The sequence below is a fragment of the Citrobacter sp. XT1-2-2 genome (genome assembly GCF_023516235.1).
Lineage (GTDB): Bacteria > Pseudomonadota > Gammaproteobacteria > Enterobacterales > Enterobacteriaceae > Citrobacter > Citrobacter werkmanii.
The window spans coordinates 4,520,335-4,537,830 of sequence record NZ_CP097324.1; the positions used below are offsets into that span (position 1 = coordinate 4,520,335).

General features: G+C 52.2%; 18 protein-coding genes. 10 read left to right on the forward strand and 8 right to left on the reverse strand.

Features of this window, described 5'->3' with window-relative positions; genetic code table 11:
* Positions 1-5 precede the first annotated feature (5 nt).
* Positions 6-3,320 (forward strand): miniconductance mechanosensitive channel MscM, encoded by a 3,315-nt coding sequence (mscM, locus tag M4I31_RS21500; RefSeq protein WP_038636503.1) that lies wholly within the window; start codon positions 6-8, stop codon positions 3,318-3,320.
* Between the two features lie 94 nt (positions 3,321-3,414).
* On the opposite strand, the gene yjeM is transcribed toward mscM, so the two are convergent.
* On the reverse strand, positions 3,415-4,917 hold the full coding sequence (gene yjeM, locus M4I31_RS21505; RefSeq protein WP_038636500.1) for a glutamate/gamma-aminobutyrate family transporter YjeM: 1,503 nt from the start codon (positions 4,915-4,917) through the stop codon (positions 3,415-3,417).
* Positions 4,918-5,130: 213 nt separating this feature from the next.
* A complete protein-coding gene (gene epmA, locus M4I31_RS21510; protein WP_003830517.1) occupies positions 5,131-6,108 on the reverse strand; it encodes an elongation factor P--(R)-beta-lysine ligase in 978 nt (325 codons plus the stop codon).
* A gap of 324 nt (positions 6,109-6,432) precedes the next feature.
* On the opposite strand from epmA, the gene frdA reads away from it, so the two are divergent.
* From frdA to frdD, 4 genes are read left to right on the forward strand one after another with little or no spacing between them, the layout of a single operon-like run.
* Positions 6,433-8,223 (forward strand): fumarate reductase (quinol) flavoprotein subunit, encoded by a 1,791-nt coding sequence (frdA, locus tag M4I31_RS21515; RefSeq protein ID WP_038636496.1) that lies wholly within the window; start codon positions 6,433-6,435, stop codon positions 8,221-8,223.
* On the forward strand, positions 8,216-8,950 hold the full coding sequence (frdB, locus tag M4I31_RS21520; protein WP_006686291.1) for a fumarate reductase iron-sulfur protein: 735 nt from the start codon (positions 8,216-8,218) through the stop codon (positions 8,948-8,950). Before frdA ends, frdB begins: the two co-directional genes overlap by 8 nt.
* 10 nt (positions 8,951-8,960) lie before the next feature.
* A complete protein-coding gene (gene frdC / locus M4I31_RS21525) occupies positions 8,961-9,356 on the forward strand; it encodes a fumarate reductase subunit FrdC (RefSeq protein WP_006686290.1) in 396 nt (131 codons plus the stop codon).
* 10 nt (positions 9,357-9,366) lie between these two features.
* A complete protein-coding gene (gene frdD, locus M4I31_RS21530) occupies positions 9,367-9,723 on the forward strand; it encodes a fumarate reductase subunit FrdD (protein WP_003025535.1) in 357 nt (118 codons plus the stop codon).
* A gap of 40 nt (positions 9,724-9,763) precedes the next feature.
* Here frdD and ampR read toward each other — a convergent pair whose 3' ends face one another.
* The gene (gene ampR / locus M4I31_RS21535; protein ID WP_069324727.1) at positions 9,764-10,639 is read right to left on the reverse strand and encodes a LysR family transcriptional regulator AmpR; all 876 of its coding nucleotides are present in this window, start codon (positions 10,637-10,639) and stop codon (positions 9,764-9,766) included.
* 131 nt (positions 10,640-10,770) lie between these two features.
* Here ampR and blaCMY point away from each other — a divergent pair, with 131 nt between their 5' ends.
* Positions 10,771-11,916 (forward strand): CMY-2 family class C beta-lactamase, encoded by a 1,146-nt coding sequence (blaCMY, locus tag M4I31_RS21540; protein ID WP_085048475.1) that lies wholly within the window; start codon positions 10,771-10,773, stop codon positions 11,914-11,916.
* 93 nt (positions 11,917-12,009) lie between these two features.
* Positions 12,010-12,543, forward strand: a complete 534-nt coding sequence (locus M4I31_RS21545; protein ID WP_038636486.1) for a lipocalin family protein — start codon at positions 12,010-12,012, stop codon at positions 12,541-12,543.
* Here the strand turns inward: M4I31_RS21545 and sugE are convergent.
* Positions 12,540-12,857, reverse strand: a complete 318-nt coding sequence (gene sugE / locus M4I31_RS21550) for a quaternary ammonium compound efflux SMR transporter SugE (protein WP_038642963.1) — start codon at positions 12,855-12,857, stop codon at positions 12,540-12,542. The two genes, M4I31_RS21545 and sugE, sit on opposite strands and share 4 nt — an antisense overlap.
* Before the next feature lie 256 nt (positions 12,858-13,113).
* Here sugE and M4I31_RS21555 point away from each other — a divergent pair, with 256 nt between their 5' ends.
* Entirely contained in the window at positions 13,114-13,713 is a 600-nt protein-coding gene (locus tag M4I31_RS21555; RefSeq protein ID WP_085048476.1) for a LuxR C-terminal-related transcriptional regulator, read from the forward strand.
* Positions 13,714-13,743: 30 nt separating this feature from the next.
* Here M4I31_RS21555 and ecnB read toward each other — a convergent pair whose 3' ends face one another.
* The 3 genes from ecnB to efp form a co-directional block, all read right to left on the reverse strand.
* On the reverse strand, positions 13,744-13,890 hold the full coding sequence (gene ecnB, locus M4I31_RS21560) for a lipoprotein toxin entericidin B (protein ID WP_032940256.1): 147 nt from the start codon (positions 13,888-13,890) through the stop codon (positions 13,744-13,746).
* A gap of 107 nt (positions 13,891-13,997) precedes the next feature.
* The gene (gene ecnA, locus M4I31_RS21565; protein ID WP_016151394.1) at positions 13,998-14,132 is read right to left on the reverse strand and encodes a lipoprotein antitoxin entericidin A; all 135 of its coding nucleotides are present in this window, start codon (positions 14,130-14,132) and stop codon (positions 13,998-14,000) included.
* A gap of 57 nt (positions 14,133-14,189) precedes the next feature.
* On the reverse strand, positions 14,190-14,756 hold the full coding sequence (gene efp, locus M4I31_RS21570) for an elongation factor P (RefSeq protein ID WP_006686282.1): 567 nt from the start codon (positions 14,754-14,756) through the stop codon (positions 14,190-14,192).
* Between the two features lie 41 nt (positions 14,757-14,797).
* Between efp and epmB the strand changes: the two genes are divergently transcribed.
* On the forward strand, positions 14,798-15,826 hold the full coding sequence (gene epmB, locus M4I31_RS21575) for an EF-P beta-lysylation protein EpmB (RefSeq protein WP_085048477.1): 1,029 nt from the start codon (positions 14,798-14,800) through the stop codon (positions 15,824-15,826).
* A 184-nt stretch (positions 15,827-16,010) separates the two neighbouring features.
* Positions 16,011-16,874: a YjeJ family protein gene (yjeJ, locus tag M4I31_RS21580; RefSeq protein ID WP_085048478.1), complete on the forward strand. Its 864-nt coding sequence runs from the start codon at positions 16,011-16,013 to the stop codon at positions 16,872-16,874.
* A gap of 88 nt (positions 16,875-16,962) precedes the next feature.
* Here the strand turns inward: yjeJ and M4I31_RS21585 are convergent, their stop codons facing one another.
* Positions 16,963-17,316, reverse strand: coding sequence for a DUF4156 domain-containing protein (locus M4I31_RS21585; RefSeq protein ID WP_038636474.1), 354 nt, complete (start codon positions 17,314-17,316; stop codon positions 16,963-16,965).
* Positions 17,317-17,496: the final 180 nt, after the last annotated feature.

Here is a 17,496-nt window from a genome sequence, read left to right on the forward strand (position 1 = left end):
CTGCTGTGCGCCTGATTATCACTTTTCTGATGGCCTGGTGCCTCAGCCTGGGGGCGTACGCTGCGACGGCCCCCGACGCCAAACAACTCACCCAGGAACTGGAGCAGGCCAAGGCGGCGAAACCCGCTCAGCCAGAAACCGTCGAGGCGCTCCAGTCCGCGCTGAATGCCCTTGAGGAGCGGAAAGGCTCTCTCGAGCGCGCCGCGCAATACCAGCAGGTTATTGATAACTTCCCCAAGCTCTCCGCAACGCTACGCGCACAGCTTAGCAATCTGCGTGACGAACCGCGCAACGTACCAACCGGACTGACAACTGATGCGTTAAACCAGGAGATCCTCCAGGTCAGCAGTCAGTTGCTGGAAAAGAGTCGTCAGGCCCAGCAGGAGCAGGATCGCGCCCGGGAAATCGCCGACTCGTTAAGTCAGCTTCCTCAACAGCAAACCGATGCCCGCCGCCAACTAAATGAGCTTGAGCGGCGTATTGGTACCGCCAACGCCAATCCCGCGCAGAATCAGGCGATGCAGGCTGAGTCCGCCAAACTCAAAGCCCTGGTCGATGAACTGGAGCTGGCGCAGCTTTCCGCCAACAACCGCCAGGAACTGGCGCGTATGCGCTCAGAACTGGCGGAAAAACAGAGCCAACAGCTCGACGCCTATCTGCAGGCATTACGTAATCAACTCAACAGTCAGCGGCAGCGTGAAGCTGAGCGAGCACTGGAGAGTACCGAACTGCTGGCGGAAAACAGTGCGGGATTGCCCGAAGGCATTGTTGACCAGTTCAAGGTTAATCGCGAACTGTCCCAGGCCTTAAACCAGCAGGCGCAGCGTATGGATCTGGTCGCGTCGCAACAGCGTCAGGCCACCAGCCAAACGCTGCAGGTGCGTCAGGCGTTGAATACGCTGCGCGAACAGTCCCAGTGGCTTGGGGTCTCGAATATGCTGGGGGAAGCGCTACGCGCACAGGTGTCTCGTCTGCCCGAAATGCCCAAACCTCAGCAGTTAGATACCGAAATGGCGCAGCTACGCGTGCACCGTATGCGCTATGAAGATCTCCTCAATAAGCAGCCGCAACTACGCCAGATCCATCAGGCCGATGGGCAACCGCTGACCGCGGAACAGAGCAGCATCCTCAACGCCCAGTTGCGCACTCAGCGTGAATTGCTGAACTCTCTGTTACAGGGTGGCGATACGCTGATCCTTGAGCTGACCAAGCTAAAAGTCTCCAATAGCCAACTGGAAGATGCGCTAAAAGAGGTCAACGAAGCGACGCACCGCTATCTGTTCTGGACGTCTGACGTCAGCCCTATCTCCCTCTCATGGCCTGTCGACATTGTTCAGGATCTGCGGCGTCTGATCTCATTAGATACCTTTAATCAGTTAGGTAAAGCCAGCATCATGATGCTGACCAGCAAAGAAACGCTCCTACCGCTGTTCGGTGCGTTGGTACTGGTTGGATTTAGCCTCTATTCTCGCAAACACTTTACCCGTTTTCTTGAACGCTCGTCCGCGCGGGTGGGTAAGGTGACCCAGGACCACTTCTGGCTGACGATACGTACGGTATTCTGGTCAATACTCGTCGCCTCGCCGCTACCGGTACTGTGGGCCACCCTGGGTTACGGTTTGCAGGAAGCCTGGCCTTATCCGTTGGCCGTCGCTATCGGCGATGGCGTAACTGCCACGGTGCCCATGCTATGGGCGGTGATGATTTGCGCCACCTTTGCACGCCCTAACGGTCTGTTCATTGCCCACTTTGGCTGGCCGCGTAATCGCGTCGCGAAGGCTATGCACTATTACCTGATGAGCATCGGACTGATTGTCCCGCTGATCATGGCAGTAATTATGTTTGATAACCTCAATGACCGGGAATTCTCCGCCTCATTGGGACGCTTGTGCTTCATCCTGATTTGCGGCGCACTGGCGGTCGTGACTCTGAGCCTGAAGCGCGCCGGAATACCGCTGTATCTAGATAAAGAGGGCAACAGCGATAACATGGTCAACAGCATGCTATGGAATATGCTGATGGGCGCGCCGCTGATTGCCATCCTCGCGGCCGCAGTGGGCTATCTCGCCACATCGCAAGCTTTGCTGGCGCGTCTGGAAACGTCCGTGGCTATCTGGTTCTTGTTACTGGTGGTATATCACGTCATCCGCCGTTGGATGCTGATCCAGCGCCGCCGCCTGGCGTTCGACCGCGCCAAGCATCGACGCGCCGAAATGCTGGCGCAGCGCGCGCGGGGTGAAGAAGAACCGCCGCACTCCACCAGTCTTGAAGGCGCGATTGACGTTGATGAAAGCGAAGTGGATCTCGACGCGATCAGCGCACAATCGCTGCGTCTGGTGCGCTCTATTTTGATGCTTATCGCCCTGCTTTCAGTCATTGTGCTGTGGTCGGAAATTCATTCCGCATTTGGCTTCCTGGAAAACATCTCGTTGTGGGATGTCACCTCTACGGTGCAAGGCGTGGAAAGCTTAGAGCCGATCACGCTGGGCGCGGTGCTCATCGCGATACTGGTATTTATCATCACCACCCAGTTAGTGCGCAACCTCCCCGCGCTGCTGGAGCTGGCGCTGCTGCAACATCTGGATTTAACCCCCGGCACCGGTTACGCCATTACCACCATTACCAAGTATTTGCTGATGCTGATTGGCGGTCTGGTTGGCTTCTCGATGATCGGCATTGAGTGGTCCAAACTACAATGGCTGGTGGCCGCTCTCGGTGTTGGTCTGGGCTTTGGTTTGCAGGAAATCTTCGCCAACTTTATTTCCGGCCTGATTATCCTGTTTGAGAAACCGATTCGCATTGGCGACACGGTGACCATTCGCGATCTTACCGGTAGCGTGACGAAGATTAACACTCGCGCCACCACCATCAGCGACTGGGACCGCAAAGAGATCATCGTGCCCAATAAGGCCTTTATCACCGAGCAGTTTATCAACTGGTCGTTGTCAGATTCGGTCACCCGTGTGGTGTTAACTATCCCGGCGCCGTCAGAGGCTAACAGCGAGGAGGTCACGCAGATTTTGCTGACTGCCGCGCAGCGCTGTTCGCTGGTTATCGATAACCCGGCACCAGAAGTCTTTCTGGTAGATCTGCAGCAGGGGATTCAAATCTTCGAACTGCGTATTTATGCCGCAGAGATGGGACACCGTATGCCGCTGCGCCATGAGATCCACCAGCTGATTCTGGCAGGCTTCCGCGAACACGGTATTGATATGCCATTCCCGCCGTTCCAGATGCGTCTGGAGAGCCTTGGCGGTAAACAAACGGGAAGAACGTTAAGTTCTGCGGGCAGAGCCAGCCGCCCGGCAGGAAGTTTGTAGCGCATGATTCAGGCAAGAAATGTCGGATGGCGACCCGTTGGGTCTTATCCGGCCTACGAAAATGCTTCTTTGTAGGCCGGATACGCCAGGACGGTTACTCCACCGCCCACTCAGGTTCGTTGGCCATGCGACGGCTATAGTTCTGATAAATCGCCATCGCCAGCAGCGAGAAGAAGATCGGGCCGCCGGTCATCCACAATGCGCTGTTCCAGTCCCCGGCTTCAATCACCGGTTGGATGATGGTGAACACGTTGGCAAACGTCACCACCAATACCACCACGCCTGTTGTCAGTAACGTCGCCGCCCGCGTTTTAAAAATCACAAACGGCCTTTCCAGATCCGTACGCGCTTTAAAGAATGGGAAAGCCAGCGCAAGGAACAAATACGGCAGCGTCATTGAGACGTTCGCCATCAGGGTCAGTTTGTTATAAAACGCTGAGGCCGTGTCGCCGCCAAACGAAACCAGCAGGATAAACAGGCTCACCAGTAAACACTGCAACCACATTGCCGTCGTCGGCATCCCCACCGCATTCAGCCTGGTCATCGGCGCGGGCCACAATGCCTTCGGCGTTCCCTGAATAATCGCTTTCAGCGGCGAGTAGCTGAGCGTGAAAAAAGCGCCCGTATAGGCGAGGAACATAGAAAGACCGGTGATACGCGCGAACCATACACCCAACGCCATCGCGCTTTCCGGGGAAAGGTGCAGCGCATTACCCAACGTCATCCCGAGGCTTTTCATCAGGATATAAGTAATGTTGCCGAGGTTGACCGAGCCATCACTTAATACCTGTTGCCAGTTGGTGCTAACGCCCCATAAAAATATCGCCAGTGAATAACCGACAGAAATGACAATAGCGGCAAAGACAATCCCTTTCGCGAAGTTCTTTTCTGGCTTTTCTGTTTTATCCACCAGTCCACCCACGGCCTCAATTCCGCCGTAAGCAAAAATAGCAAACACAACAAATGACAACATTGCCAGACCGGACTGATATCCCGGATTAGGTGAGGAGATAAAATTAATATCCTGCGCAAAGTGGCCACCCGTTAATAACAAAATAGCGACACTCACTAACAACAAAACTAAATTAAGACACATTACGGCAATTCCACCTACAGCCGTAATACGGGCAATCTTATTAATCCCTCGTGAGGCCACGCAGGTCACCAGAATCATCCAGCCGACGGCGAGCAGCCCGACAACCTGCGTAGGCTCAAGCCCCGCAAAACGCCAGTGCTGCGTCATGTCTGCGCCAAATAAGAAGGTCGAAAAAGGTACCCAGACCTTTGCCGCCGTGCTGACCATCCATATCACATAGGAAGAAAACCACATAAACGTGCCGATAAACGCATAACGTGGCCCAACGCTATTATTCATCCACGAATAGATTCCACCCTCTTCTTTCCGATAGGCGGAACCCATTTCCGCCATCATTAAAGCAAATGGAATAAAAAATAATAATGCGGAAAATATATACCATGGAATCGCGCTGTACCCCATTAAATAGAACGCGGAGGGGCTGTTAGCAAAACCAAAAACAGACGTAAATATCATAAGGATGAGACCAATCAGGCTCATCTTTTTTATTGTTTGGGTCATTAAACCATCCCTTACTCTGGCAAGCGTTTCACAAACGCCGCTCACCGATTGGCACTGCTCTCATTGCGGAGTTCAGCGATAAAAAATTAACACAGAATTGATACCTGAAAGATATCAAACATCCAGATGTAAATTGTGGCTATTAGAGGGTAAATGAAAAAATATGCTACAAAGTGGCTGTTTATCCGCCACTTTGTATGGAGAGAGCGTAAATTACGCGCGATCGACGGTAAATGCGATAACCTCAGCCAGGCTTTCCGCGCCCAGAGCCAGCATCACCAGACGGTCAACGCCGAGCGCCACGCCAGAGCAATCCGGCATGCCCACTTTTAACGCTTCAAGCAGGTTGGTATCGATAGGTTGCTGTGGCAGGCCACGCGCGGCACGTTTGCGGTTATCCTGTTCAAACCGTTGCTGCTGCTCGCGCGCGTCGGTCAACTCATGGAAACCATTCGCCAGCTCAATACCTTTGTAATACACCTCGAAACGCTCAGCCACGCGGTGATCTTCGGTACTGATTTGCGCCAATGATGCCTGGCTGGCGGGGAAATGATACACAAACGTCGGTTTGTCTTTGCCGATATGCGGCTCAACGCCCATCGTGAACAGCAGTTGCAGCAACGTATCCCGATCTTCTTCAGTATCGGCGATATTGCTGAGATCCAGCTTAGCCGCTACTTCCCGCAGTTGGGTTTTGTCTGCTGATAGTGGATCTATCTCCAGATGGCGCTGAAAGGCCTGCTGATAAGAAAGGCTTTCCGCCGGAGAGCAGTCCAGCACTTGCTGGAGCAAATCATCCACTTCATTCATCAGGCGATACATATCGTAGTGGGGACGATACCACTCGAGCATGGTGAACTCAGGGTTATGATGACGTCCCATCTCTTCATTGCGAAAGCTGCGGCACAGTTGATATACCGGGCCACATCCTGCCACCAGCAGGCGCTTCATGTGATATTCCGGACTGGTCATTAAATAGAGATTCATTCCCTGGGAATGTCCAGGGCCGACGAAACGTGTTTCGAACGGGAACAGATGGATGTCCGTTACCGTTGCCTGACTCATACAAGGGGTCTCAACCTCAAGCACGCCACGATCGGCAAAAAAGCGGCGAATCTCCGCTATAATTGCTGCACGTTTTAACAGATTGGGGATGGACGCGCTCGGCTGCCAGGTTGCCGTTTCGCTCATGGTTGTTTCTCCGATTTAAGACAAGGGCACGAAGTCTACTCGTATCGCGCTAACGAGACAAATTTCCCGCGGTAGTAATCAGCACTGGCAATCGGGTAAAAAAAGCGACATTGGGTGGTTTAGTAATTAAATTAATCAAATTCAATGATAATTCCCCCCTTTGACACGCTAAAAAAATCGAACACGTCAAATTTCCCGCACATCCCTAAGACTATACTATTGTACCTATAAAGGAGCAGTGGAAACGCGTTCATAACCTGTTTGAAGCCGATGAAGCATCTGAGTTCAGGCGGGGATGAAATAACAACAATCTGGAGGAATGTCGTGCAAACCTTTCAAGCCGATCTTGCCATTATAGGCGCCGGTGGCGCGGGATTACGTGCTGCAATTGCTGCCGCACAAGCAAATCCCAACGCTAAAATCGCACTGATCTCAAAAGTGTACCCAATGCGCAGCCATACCGTTGCTGCCGAAGGCGGCTCTGCTGCTGTCGCGCAGGATCATGACAGCTTTGACTACCATTTTCACGATACGGTAGCAGGCGGAGACTGGCTATGTGAGCAGGATGTCGTGGATTACTTTGTCCACCACTGCCCAACTGAAATGACGCAACTCGAACAATGGGGCTGCCCATGGAGCCGTCGTGAAGACGGTAGCGTCAACGTACGTCGCTTCGGCGGCATGAAAATCGAGCGTACCTGGTTTGCCGCGGATAAAACCGGCTTCCACATGCTGCATACGCTGTTCCAAACGTCTTTGCAGTTCCCACAGATTCAGCGCTTTGACGAACACTTCGTTCTCGATATCCTGGTTGACGATGGCCATGCTCGCGGCGTCGTCGCGATGAACATGATGGAAGGCACGCTGGTGCAGATCCGTGCTAACGCAGTGGTAATGGCAACGGGCGGCGCAGGTCGCGTTTACCGTTACAACACCAACGGCGGCATCGTAACCGGCGACGGTATGGGCATGGCGCTGAGCCACGGCGTTCCGCTGCGTGATATGGAATTCGTTCAGTATCACCCGACGGGTCTGCCAGGCTCCGGTATCCTGATGACTGAAGGCTGCCGTGGTGAAGGCGGTATTCTGGTCAACAAAAATGGCTACCGTTATCTGCAAGACTACGGCATGGGTCCGGAAACTCCACTGGGCGAGCCGAAAAACAAATATATGGAACTCGGTCCGCGCGACAAAGTTTCTCAGGCTTTCTGGCACGAATGGCGCAAAGGCAACACCATTTCCACTCCGCGTGGCGATGTGGTTCACCTCGACCTGCGTCACCTCGGCGAGAAAAAACTGCTCGAACGTTTACCGTTCATCTGCGAACTGGCGAAAGCCTACGTGGGTGTCGATCCGGTTAAAGAGCCGATCCCGGTACGTCCGACCGCACACTACACCATGGGCGGTATCGAAACCGATCAGCACTGTGAAACCCGCATTAAAGGTCTGTTCGCTGTCGGCGAATGTTCCTCTGTTGGTCTGCATGGCGCTAACCGTCTGGGCTCTAACTCCCTGGCGGAACTGGTGGTCTTCGGTCGTATGGCTGGCGAACAGGCTGCGGAACGTGCTGCAACGGCTGGCGCTGCAAACAGTGCCGCGCTTGATGCACAGGTTGCCGGTATTGAAAAACGTCTGAAAGATCTGGTTAACCAGGAAGGTAACGAAAACTGGTCTAAGATCCGTGACGAAATGGGGATCTCCATGGAAGAAGGTTGCGGTATCTACCGTACGCCGGAACTCATGCAGAAAACCGTTGATAAGCTGGCTGAGCTGCAGGAGCGCTTCAAGCGCGTGCGTATCACTGATACCTCCAGCGTCTTCAACACCGACTTGCTGTACACCATCGAACTGGGTCACGGTCTGAACGTTGCTGAATGTATGGCGCACTCCGCTCTGGCGCGTAAAGAATCCCGCGGCGCGCATCAGCGTCTGGATGAAGGCTGCACCGAGCGTGACGACGTAAACTTCCTCAAACACACCCTCGCCTTCCGCGATGCTGACGGCACGACTCGCCTGGAATACAGCGACGTGAAAATCACCACTCTGCCACCGGCTAAACGTGTTTACGGTGGCGAAGCGGAAGCAGCCGATAAGAAGGAGAAGGCGAATGGCTGAGATGAAAAACCTGAAAGTTGAGGTGGTGCGCTATAACCCGGAAACCGATACCGCGCCGCACAGTGCTTTCTACGAAGTTCCTTACGATGAAACCACGTCTCTGCTCGATGCGTTGGGCTACATCAAGGATAACCTGGCGCCGGACCTGAGCTATCGCTGGTCCTGCCGTATGGCAATCTGCGGCTCCTGCGGCATGATGGTCAACAACGTGCCGAAGCTGGCGTGCAAAACCTTCCTGCGTGATTACACCAACGGTATGAAGGTTGAAGCGCTGGGCAACTTCCCGATTGAGCGCGATCTGGTCGTTGATATGACGCACTTTATCGAAAGCCTGGAAGCGATCAAACCGTACATCATCGGTAACCCGCGTACACCGGATCAGGGTCCAAACACCCAGACTCCGGCGCAGATGGCGAAGTATCATCAGTTCTCCGGTTGCATCAACTGTGGTCTGTGCTACGCCGCGTGCCCGCAATTCGGCCTGAACCCTGAGTTCATTGGACCGGCTGCGATTACGCTGGCGCATCGTTACAACGAAGATAGCCGCGACCACGGTAAGAAAGAGCGTATGGCTCAATTGAATAGCCCGAACGGCGTCTGGAGTTGTACTTTCGTGGGCTACTGCTCCGAAGTCTGCCCGAAACACGTCGATCCGGCTGCGGCCATTCAGCAGGGTAAAGTTGAAAGTTCAAAAGACTTTCTTATCGCAACCCTGAAACCACGCTAAGGAGTGCAACATGACGACTAAACGCAACGCCTATGTGCGGCCAATGACGTCCACCTGGTGGAAGAAACTGCCGTTTTATCGCTTTTACATGCTGCGTGAAGGCACAGCCGTTCCGGCTGTCTGGTTCAGTATTGAACTGATCTTCGGCCTGTTTGCGCTTAAGCACGGTGTGGAATCCTGGGCTGGCTTTGTCGGGTTCCTGCAGAACCCGGTGGTGGTGATCCTTAACATCATCGCCCTGGCAGCCGCGCTGCTGCATACCAAGACCTGGTTTGAGCTGGCGCCGAAAGCGGCCAACATCATCGTAAAAGACGAAAAAATGGGGCCAGAGCCAATCATCAAAGGGCTTTGGGCGGTTACTGTGGTTGCGACAGTAGTAATACTGTTTGTTGCCCTGTTCTGGTAAGGAGTCCGGAATGATTAATCCAAATCCAAAACGCTCTGACGAACCCGTATTCTGGGGCCTGTTTGGTGCAGGCGGTATGTGGAGCGCAATCATTGCGCCGGTGATGATTCTGCTGGTAGGCATTATGCTGCCGCTGGGCTTTGTTCCTGATGCCTTCAGCTATGAACGCGTCCTGGCATTCGCTCAGAGCTTTATCGGTCGCGCATTCCTGTTCCTGATGATCGTCCTGCCGCTGTGGTGCGGTTTACACCGTATGCATCACGCGATGCATGACCTGAAAATCCACGTGCCTGCTGGCAAATGGGTATTCTACGGACTGGCAGCTATCCTGACCGTAGTAACGGCCATTGGTATCCTGACCATCTAATTGCATGCGTTACTATCAGGCCCGCCATTGGCGGGCCTTTTTATTTGTGCAGAGCCCCAGCCAACCAACGGGAAAACTCACGCATTGCAGATGTCTCCGGTCGGGATTGCAAACGCGTTATCCAATAGCTCCCCAGATCAATCTGCGTTAGAAACGGTTGAACGATACGTTCACTACCAAGCAGATGAGTGAACATTCTTACCGGGGCAATCGCCACCCCGATCCCCGCCTGCGCGGCCTCCAGCATTGTGACGGACGAATCAAACACCACCACGTTGTGCGTCGGTGACGGAGGCGCTTCTCCGGCGGCCTGCATCCAAAGCGTCCACTCATCTCGCCGATAAGAGCGTAATAACGGGAATTTCAGGAGGTCTGCAGGTACCTTGATCTGTGCGGCTAATTCTGGCGAGCAAAGCGGGGACATCAGCGCGCTACACAAATATTGTGCATCGGTATCGTGCCAGGCACCTCCTCCGTAGCGAATGGTATAGTCCAGTCCCTCGGCGGCGGGATCCACGCGGTTATTGTGGGTGGAAATATGCAAATCAATATGCGGATAACTACGCTTAAAGTCGCTGAGCAGAGGAAAAAGACAACCGACCGCAAAGGTCCCCACCACTCCGATTTTAAGTTTTTCCTGGGTTTTTTTAGTAGCAAAACGATCCAGCATCCCCGCCATACGATCGAAAGAATCATTAAGTACAGGTAACAGACTTTCCCCTTCTGTCGTCAGCATTAACCCACGGGAGCCGCGCACAAACAGCTGACAATTTAGCTGCTGTTCCAGCGCTTTGACATGCTGGCTGATGGCAGAATGCGTCACGTTGAGCTCAATCGCAGCGCGGGTAAAGCTAAGGTGTCTGGCCGCGGCTTCAAAAGCTCGCAGTGAGTTAAGAGGAATATAGCTACGCGTCATCATCCGGCCTGTTAGAAAAACTTATATCTGCTGCTAAATTTAACCGTTTGTCAACACACTGCAAATCAAACAAACTGATTGCGTCTGACGGGCCCGGACACCCTTTCGCTTTTTATTACGGAACTGATTTCATGATGAAAAAATCGTTATGCTGCGCGTTGCTGCTGACAGCCTCTTTCTCCACGTTTGCCGCCGCAAAAACAGAACAACAGATTGCCGATATCGTAAACCGTACCATCACACCGCTGATGCAAGAACAGGCTATTCCGGGTATGGCCGTAGCAATTATCTACCAGGGAAAACCCTATTACTTTACCTGGGGGAAAGCCGATATCGCCAATGACCGCCCCGTCACCCGGCAAACGCTGTTTGAGCTTGGATCGGTAAGTAAGACGTTTAACGGTGTGCTGGGCGGCGATGCTATCGCCCGTGGTGAAATTAAGCTCAGCGATCCGGTCACCCAATACTGGCCCAAATTAACTGGCAAACAATGGCTGGGTATCAGCCTGCTGCATCTGGCCACCTATACGGCGGGTGGCCTGCCGCTTCAGGTACCTGACGACGTTACAGATAAAGCGGCATTACTGCGCTTTTATCAAAACTGGCAGCCGCAATGGGCCCCGGGCGCTAAACGCCTGTATGCTAACTCCAGTATTGGTCTGTTTGGCGCACTGGCGGTGAAACCTTCAGGAATGGGCTATGAAGAGGCGATGACCAAACGCGTCCTGCAACCATTAAAACTGGCGCATACCTGGATTACGGTTCCACAGAGCGAACAAAAGGATTATGCCTGGGGTTATCGCGAAGGGAAGCCCGTGCACGTATCTCCGGGCCAGCTTGATGCCGAAGCCTACGGGGTGAAATCCAGCCTTGTCGATATGACTCGCTGGATTCAGGCCAACATGGACGCCAGCCAGGTGCAGGAGAAAACGCTCCGACAGGGAATTGAAATTGCGCAGGCTCGTTACTGGCATATTGGCGATATGTACCAGGGATTAGGTTGGGAGATGCTGAACTGGCCGGTGAATGCCGACTCGATAATCAACGGTAGCGACAGTAAAGTCGCGTTAGCGGCGCTTCCCGCCGTTGAGGTCAATCCGCCCGCCCCTGCAGTGAAAGCCTCATGGGTGCACAAAACCGGCTCCACTGGCGGATTTGGCAGCTACGTTGCGTTCGTTCCGGAAAAAAATCTCGGCATCGTGATGCTGGCAAACAAAAGCTACCCAAACCCTGCTCGCGTCGAGGCCGCCTGGCGCATTCTTGAAAAATTGCAGTAACTGACGATGAGGTCCGCTATAGCGGGCCTCGTTTCTTCCTCTTCTTTTCCTGCTGTCATCTACACTTAACAAAAAAACAGTAAGGAAAATCTTATGCGCATTCTGCCCGTCGTTGCTGCAGTTACCGCTGCATTTCTGGTTGTCGCCTGCAGTTCCCCTACACCGCCAAAAGGCGTTACCGTTGTGAATAACTTTGACGCCAAACGCTATCTCGGTACCTGGTATGAAATTGCACGTTTAGACCATCGCTTCGAACGTGGACTGGAAAAAGTGACCGCAACGTATAGCTTGCGCGACGACGGCGGTATCAACGTGATCAATAAGGGCTATAACCCGGACAGAGGGATGTGGCAAAAAACGGAGGGTAAAGCCTATTTCACCGGCGACCCAAATCGGGCGGCGCTCAAGGTGTCATTCTTCGGCCCCTTCTATGGTGGGTATAACGTGATTGCGCTCGACCGGGAATATCGCCACGCGCTGGTGTGTGGTCCGGATCGCGATTACCTGTGGATCCTTTCACGGACCCCCACCATTTCAGATGAAATGAAGCAGCAAATGTTGGCTATCGCGACCCGGGAAGGGTTTGACGTCAATAAACTGATTTGGGTGAAACAGCCTGGTGCTTAGTGAGTGCTCAGCTTCAGACCAATAATGCCAGCCACAATCAGCCCCAGACTCAGCAAACGCGCCGGACTGGCAGATTCACCCAACAGCAGAATCCCGGTAATGGCCGCCCCGACGGCGCCAATACCGGTCCAGACGGCATAGGCGGTCCCAACTGGCAAGGTGCGCATCGCCCAGGAGAGCATGGCGATACTGACGATCATCGCGACAATGGTGATAATGCTTGGCGTCAGACGAGTGAAGCCGTGGGTGTATTTCAGGCCAATCGCCCAAACAACTTCGAGCAAACCGGCAATTAATAAAATGATCCAGGACATATGAGGCTCCAGAACAATGGGGCCGTCCCCGGTGAAAGAAGCGTTTGCAGGTCGTCCTGCAAAGCTGGTGTGTGAAATGGCATTTTTGCCCGACAGAAAATGAATTTCAACCTTTTTATTCACCGTCTGTTAAAAGCAAGAATTAAGCATAATTAGCGGCGTAGTTCCCGCATTTGGCACTCATCGGAGTTCTCTATGATGAAGGGCTTTCTGAAATCAGAAAGTCGATTGCCCCTCTTCTGAATGCGAAAAGTTTATGCTTAAAATTTTAGTGATTGACCGATGCCACTTTACCCGCACAGGGATTGAGGCCTTGCTTAATCATTCTGGCAGGTTCAGCTCCTCATTTCTGGTATCAGGAATTAATAATCTTCTGTTGGCAAAAGAGCATATTTTGCAGTGGAAACCACATCTGGTCATTGCGGATTTATACAGTTTTATTAGCGAGGCGCATTCCACTCCGCCAGTTAAGCCCTTTTTCATGAGCTGTGGCGTCATCCCGTTGATTTTACTGCAATCAGCGGACAGACAGCACACATCCATCCCGACTTCTCAAGCCATCGCTCATTCGGTATTAACCAAACACACCTCGCTAAACACACTCACACACACGATTCAGGAAGCGCTACAAGATCGCCCCACATTAGCATTAGCCGAAAACCCGACGCCACTGCTGACGCCGCAGGAGGAGAAAGTATTGTCAATGTGGATGGATGGCGTGAGCAACAGTGCGATAGCCGCCACGCTCAGCATTCATGGCAAAACGGTGTATACCTATAAACGAAATATTCGTATGAAGCTTCATCTGGGGAACCGCTTCTCACCGTTTCTCTCGCTCCCGCATAAGGAGAGTTAACGGTACGACCCGGCGTCGTACCGTTGAGCGTTATTGCTGAGCTTTTGTCGCTGCACCAGAAATAGCGTTACCACCGTCAGAAATATCCTCCCCTACGCCTCGCGTGGTATTACACGCGGTTAATACGGAAGAAAGTACCAACACAGAAAAGATCGCAGCAATTGTCTTCTTAATCATAACGTCTTCCTTTTCTAGCCAATATTGTTTGTGTATAGCTACTTAATAATAGACAAGATCCGGAAGTGTGATGGATAAACAATCGTTTTTCAGATTATGTGAGAAGTTTAACTGGCGGCGTGAGAGATTGAATTGCCGAGGTGTTTGATGTCTTCACCGAAGCCGCGCGCGGTATTACAGCCCGCCAGTAGGGTGCTGGTGAAAAGGATTAGCATTACAAGACTGAGAAGACGTTTCATCATTCCTGCCCTGGAAAAAGTATGGCGCAGCAACCTGCGCCACAAGATCAAATAAGTGTTTTATTTTACGCGGGAAACGTATTCGCCTGAGCGAGTATCCACTTTGATCACTTCGCCGATCTGTACGAACAGCGGAACTTTAACGACTGCGCCGGTAGACAGAGTAGCCGGTTTGCCGCCAGTACCAGCGGTATCGCCTTTCAGACCTGGGTCGGTTTCAATGACTTCCAGCTCAACGAAGTTCGGCGGGGTCACGGAGATCGGCTGACCGTTCCACAGGGTCACGATGCATTCAGCCTGGTCCAGCAGCCATTTAGCGTTATCGCCTACCGCTTTTTCATCTGCAGCCAGCTGTTCGAAAGTGGTGTTGTTCATGAAGTGCCAGAATTCACCGTCGCTATACAAGAAGGTCAGGTTCATGTCGGCTACATCTGCGCCTTCGGCAGAGTCGGTAGACTTGAAGGTTTTCTCTACGCGAGTACCGGTCAGCAGGCGACGCAGCTTAACGCGCGCAAACGCCTGGCCTTTACCTGGTTTAACGAATTCGCTGGCTTCAACCGCATACGGTTCGCCGTCCAACATGATTTTAAGACCAGCACGAAAATCGTTGCTATAGTACGTTGCCATAAGGCCCTCTGAAAATTGTTAACTGGTAGCTAAGCCACAAAATGGCGCATATTGTAACCCTAAATACCCCATCCAGAGAAGATTGGTTATCGCAACTTGCCGATGTTGTGACCGATCCCGATGAACTTCTGCATCTTTTGAATATAGACGCAGATGAAAAACTGTTGGCCGGACGCGACGCGAGACGACTTTTCGCCCTGCGCGTACCACGCGCGTTTATTGCTCGCATGGAGAAAGGCAATCCGAACGATCCGCTTCTACGTCAGGTACTTACCGCCGAGGAAGAGTTTGTTGCGGCGCCAGGCTACTCGACCGATCCGCTGGAGGAACAGCACAGTGTGGTTCCCGGCCTGCTGCATAAATATCGCAACCGGGCGCTGCTGCTGGTCAAAGGCGGCTGCGCAGTAAATTGTCGTTATTGCTTCCGCCGACACTTCCCGTACGCCGAAAATCAGGGCAACAAGCGCAACTGGCAGGTCGCTCTGGACTATATTACCGCCCATCCAGAACTGGATGAAATCATCTTCTCCGGCGGCGATCCGTTGATGGCCAAGGATCATGAACTGGACTGGCTGCTCACGCAGCTGGAAACCATTCCACACATTAAGCGTCTGCGCATTCACAGCCGTTTACCGATTGTGATCCCTGCGCGCATTACCGAAGGGCTGACCGAGCGTTTTGCTCACTCTTCATTGCAAATTCTGCTGGTCAATCATATTAACCATGCCAATGAAGTTGATGAGACGTTTCGTCAGGCGATGCTCAGACTGCGCAAAGCAGGCGTCACGCTACTCAATCAAAGCGTATTGCTACGGGGTGTTAACGATAACGCCCAAACCCTGGCCAACCTTAGTAACGCACTGTTTGATGCGGGTGTTATGCCCTATTACCTGCACGTACTGGATAAAGTGCAGGGTGCCGCCCACTTTATGGTCAGCGACGACGAAGCACGTCAGATTGTGCGTGAACTGCTGACGCTGGTTTCCGGTTATATGGTCCCTAAACTGGCGCGAGAAATTGGCGGAGAACCCAGTAAAACGCCGTTGGATCTGCAATTACGCCAGCAATAATGATTATTGAGTGTCCGATTATGGACACTCACTACCAATCCCGAGTATTTAATATCCGTGCAGGTGGAGTCGCACTTTTAATATGTGCTATTTTAACTGGTACTGTGCAACAACTCATTTGCAAAATTTATAAATTAATAAAAATATAAATCCCCAATAAATATATGGTTAGGGAGAACCCTGGATGGCTATTAGTATTAAGGGTATTAATACCGGTGTTATTCGTCAGAAGAATGAATTTATTGCTCTGGCACTCAAGATCAAAGAACCAAGAAATAAAGAGTCACTGTTTTTCCTCTCACCGTTGGGGCTAAGAGATCTGCTTATCGCTCTGGAGAGCAGACTCCATGCGAAGCACCAGCTTAGCGAAGAAGCGCGTTTGCGATATGAAAAAGAACGCGACAAAGCCAGTAAAAAGATGCACGAGAATATCCCTTTAATTCAGGAAGATGAGTTAAAAAATGCGGATATAAACCGTCGCATCAATTCTCTGGTGTTAGTGGATGATAAAGGAGAAAGCTTAGCATTTTCTCTGACACTGCATAACGGACAAATCCACGAATTACTGATTAATGAACTGCAGATCCAGGTATTAGCCTATGCAATCATTCATGCAATAAAAAATGCTGGCATGCAGGAATTAGCGCTAAGAATAACATCGCTGCTGGATTTTCTGCCGCTGTACGATGTTGACTGCCAGCAAAACGATAATCTTGAATATGATTCATATACACAACCAGAATGGAAACATAACCTGTTTAACCATTACCTGGCGATTATCTACCGCTATAAGGATGAAAAGGGTAAAGCTCAATTCTGTGGCTCAGTAGTGAAAACTCGCGCCCTTTCCGGCAGTAAAGAAGCTGAGGCCATTACCCGACGCCTTCTGGACTTCAGCCCACGACTGAAAAAACTTGCCGGTGTCCCGTGCCAGGTGTTTGTCAAAACGTTGACGGGAGATAAAACCCAAAAGCTCAATCAGGATCAGTGTTTGCGCGCGCTACATCATTTACGCGTTCAGTCTGCGCATAAAGCTCAGAATGCCTGATGGCGCTGCGCTTATCAGGCCTACGATCATTTATACCGTAGGCCGGATAAGACGCTTTAGCGTCGCCATCCGGCATCAACAGCTTTTATCAGTTTGGGCACTTATAAACCTGACCATTCATCTCACTGGCGGTAGGAACAAAACTGGACAGCATTCCCTGTGATGGGCTGCTGACGCCGTAAATTACGTTACCCCCCATTGCTGCGGCCTGGTTACGCAGATCGTTCGCTGCGCCACGCATAGACCCACCCTCTTCGCCATGCTGACCAGAAAGCCAGTTGCTCTGCGTACCGGTTGCAGTGCCAATCAGCTGGCACTCTGCGCCTGGCTTGTCTTCGACAAAGCGTACGTTTTGTCCGGCTGAACTCAGTTCGTTGCTGGAGCTACAACCCGCCATCAGTAGCGCGGCACCAACGATCCCTGCTAAATATTTCACGTGCATGTCATTCCCCATAATCAATTAGTTGGACGTTATGTCCGTAGCTGAATCATATACTAAAAAGATGACCAAAAGAAAAACCCCCAGACATTTCTGCCCGGGGGTTTCTCATTTTTCGCGAGAGGCGTATTTAATCAAATAATTCAAGTTGCAGGCAGGCGGCAAGTTCATGACCCCCAGGAG

Excerpts from the sequence above, each read along its gene's own strand:
- yjeJ (WP_085048478.1), top strand. The coding sequence starts at position 16,011 with ATGGCTATTAGTATTAAGGGTATTAATACCGGTGTTATTCGTCAGAAG.
- M4I31_RS21545 (WP_038636486.1), top strand. The coding sequence starts at position 12,010 with ATGCGCATTCTGCCCGTCGTTGCTGCAGTTACCGCTGCATTTCTGGTT.
- ecnA (WP_016151394.1), bottom strand. The coding sequence starts at position 14,132 with ATGATGAAACGTCTTCTCAGTCTTGTAATGCTAATCCTTTTCACCAGC.
- M4I31_RS21585 (WP_038636474.1), bottom strand. The coding sequence starts at position 17,316 with ATGCACGTGAAATATTTAGCAGGGATCGTTGGTGCCGCGCTACTGATG.
- ampR (WP_069324727.1), bottom strand. The coding sequence starts at position 10,639 with ATGACGCGTAGCTATATTCCTCTTAACTCACTGCGAGCTTTTGAAGCC.
- sugE (WP_038642963.1), bottom strand. The coding sequence starts at position 12,857 with ATGTCCTGGATCATTTTATTAATTGCCGGTTTGCTCGAAGTTGTTTGG.
- epmA (WP_003830517.1), bottom strand. The coding sequence starts at position 6,108 with ATGAGCGAAACGGCAACCTGGCAGCCGAGCGCGTCCATCCCCAATCTG.
- ecnB (WP_032940256.1), bottom strand. The coding sequence starts at position 13,890 with ATGATTAAGAAGACAATTGCTGCGATCTTTTCTGTGTTGGTACTTTCT.
- frdB (WP_006686291.1), top strand. The coding sequence starts at position 8,216 with ATGGCTGAGATGAAAAACCTGAAAGTTGAGGTGGTGCGCTATAACCCG.
- frdC (WP_006686290.1), top strand. The coding sequence starts at position 8,961 with ATGACGACTAAACGCAACGCCTATGTGCGGCCAATGACGTCCACCTGG.
- efp (WP_006686282.1), bottom strand. The coding sequence starts at position 14,756 with ATGGCAACGTACTATAGCAACGATTTTCGTGCTGGTCTTAAAATCATG.
- yjeM (WP_038636500.1), bottom strand. The coding sequence starts at position 4,917 with ATGACCCAAACAATAAAAAAGATGAGCCTGATTGGTCTCATCCTTATG.
- M4I31_RS21555 (WP_085048476.1), top strand. The coding sequence starts at position 13,114 with ATGCTTAAAATTTTAGTGATTGACCGATGCCACTTTACCCGCACAGGG.
- blaCMY (WP_085048475.1), top strand. The coding sequence starts at position 10,771 with ATGATGAAAAAATCGTTATGCTGCGCGTTGCTGCTGACAGCCTCTTTC.
- frdD (WP_003025535.1), top strand. The coding sequence starts at position 9,367 with ATGATTAATCCAAATCCAAAACGCTCTGACGAACCCGTATTCTGGGGC.
- epmB (WP_085048477.1), top strand. The coding sequence starts at position 14,798 with ATGGCGCATATTGTAACCCTAAATACCCCATCCAGAGAAGATTGGTTA.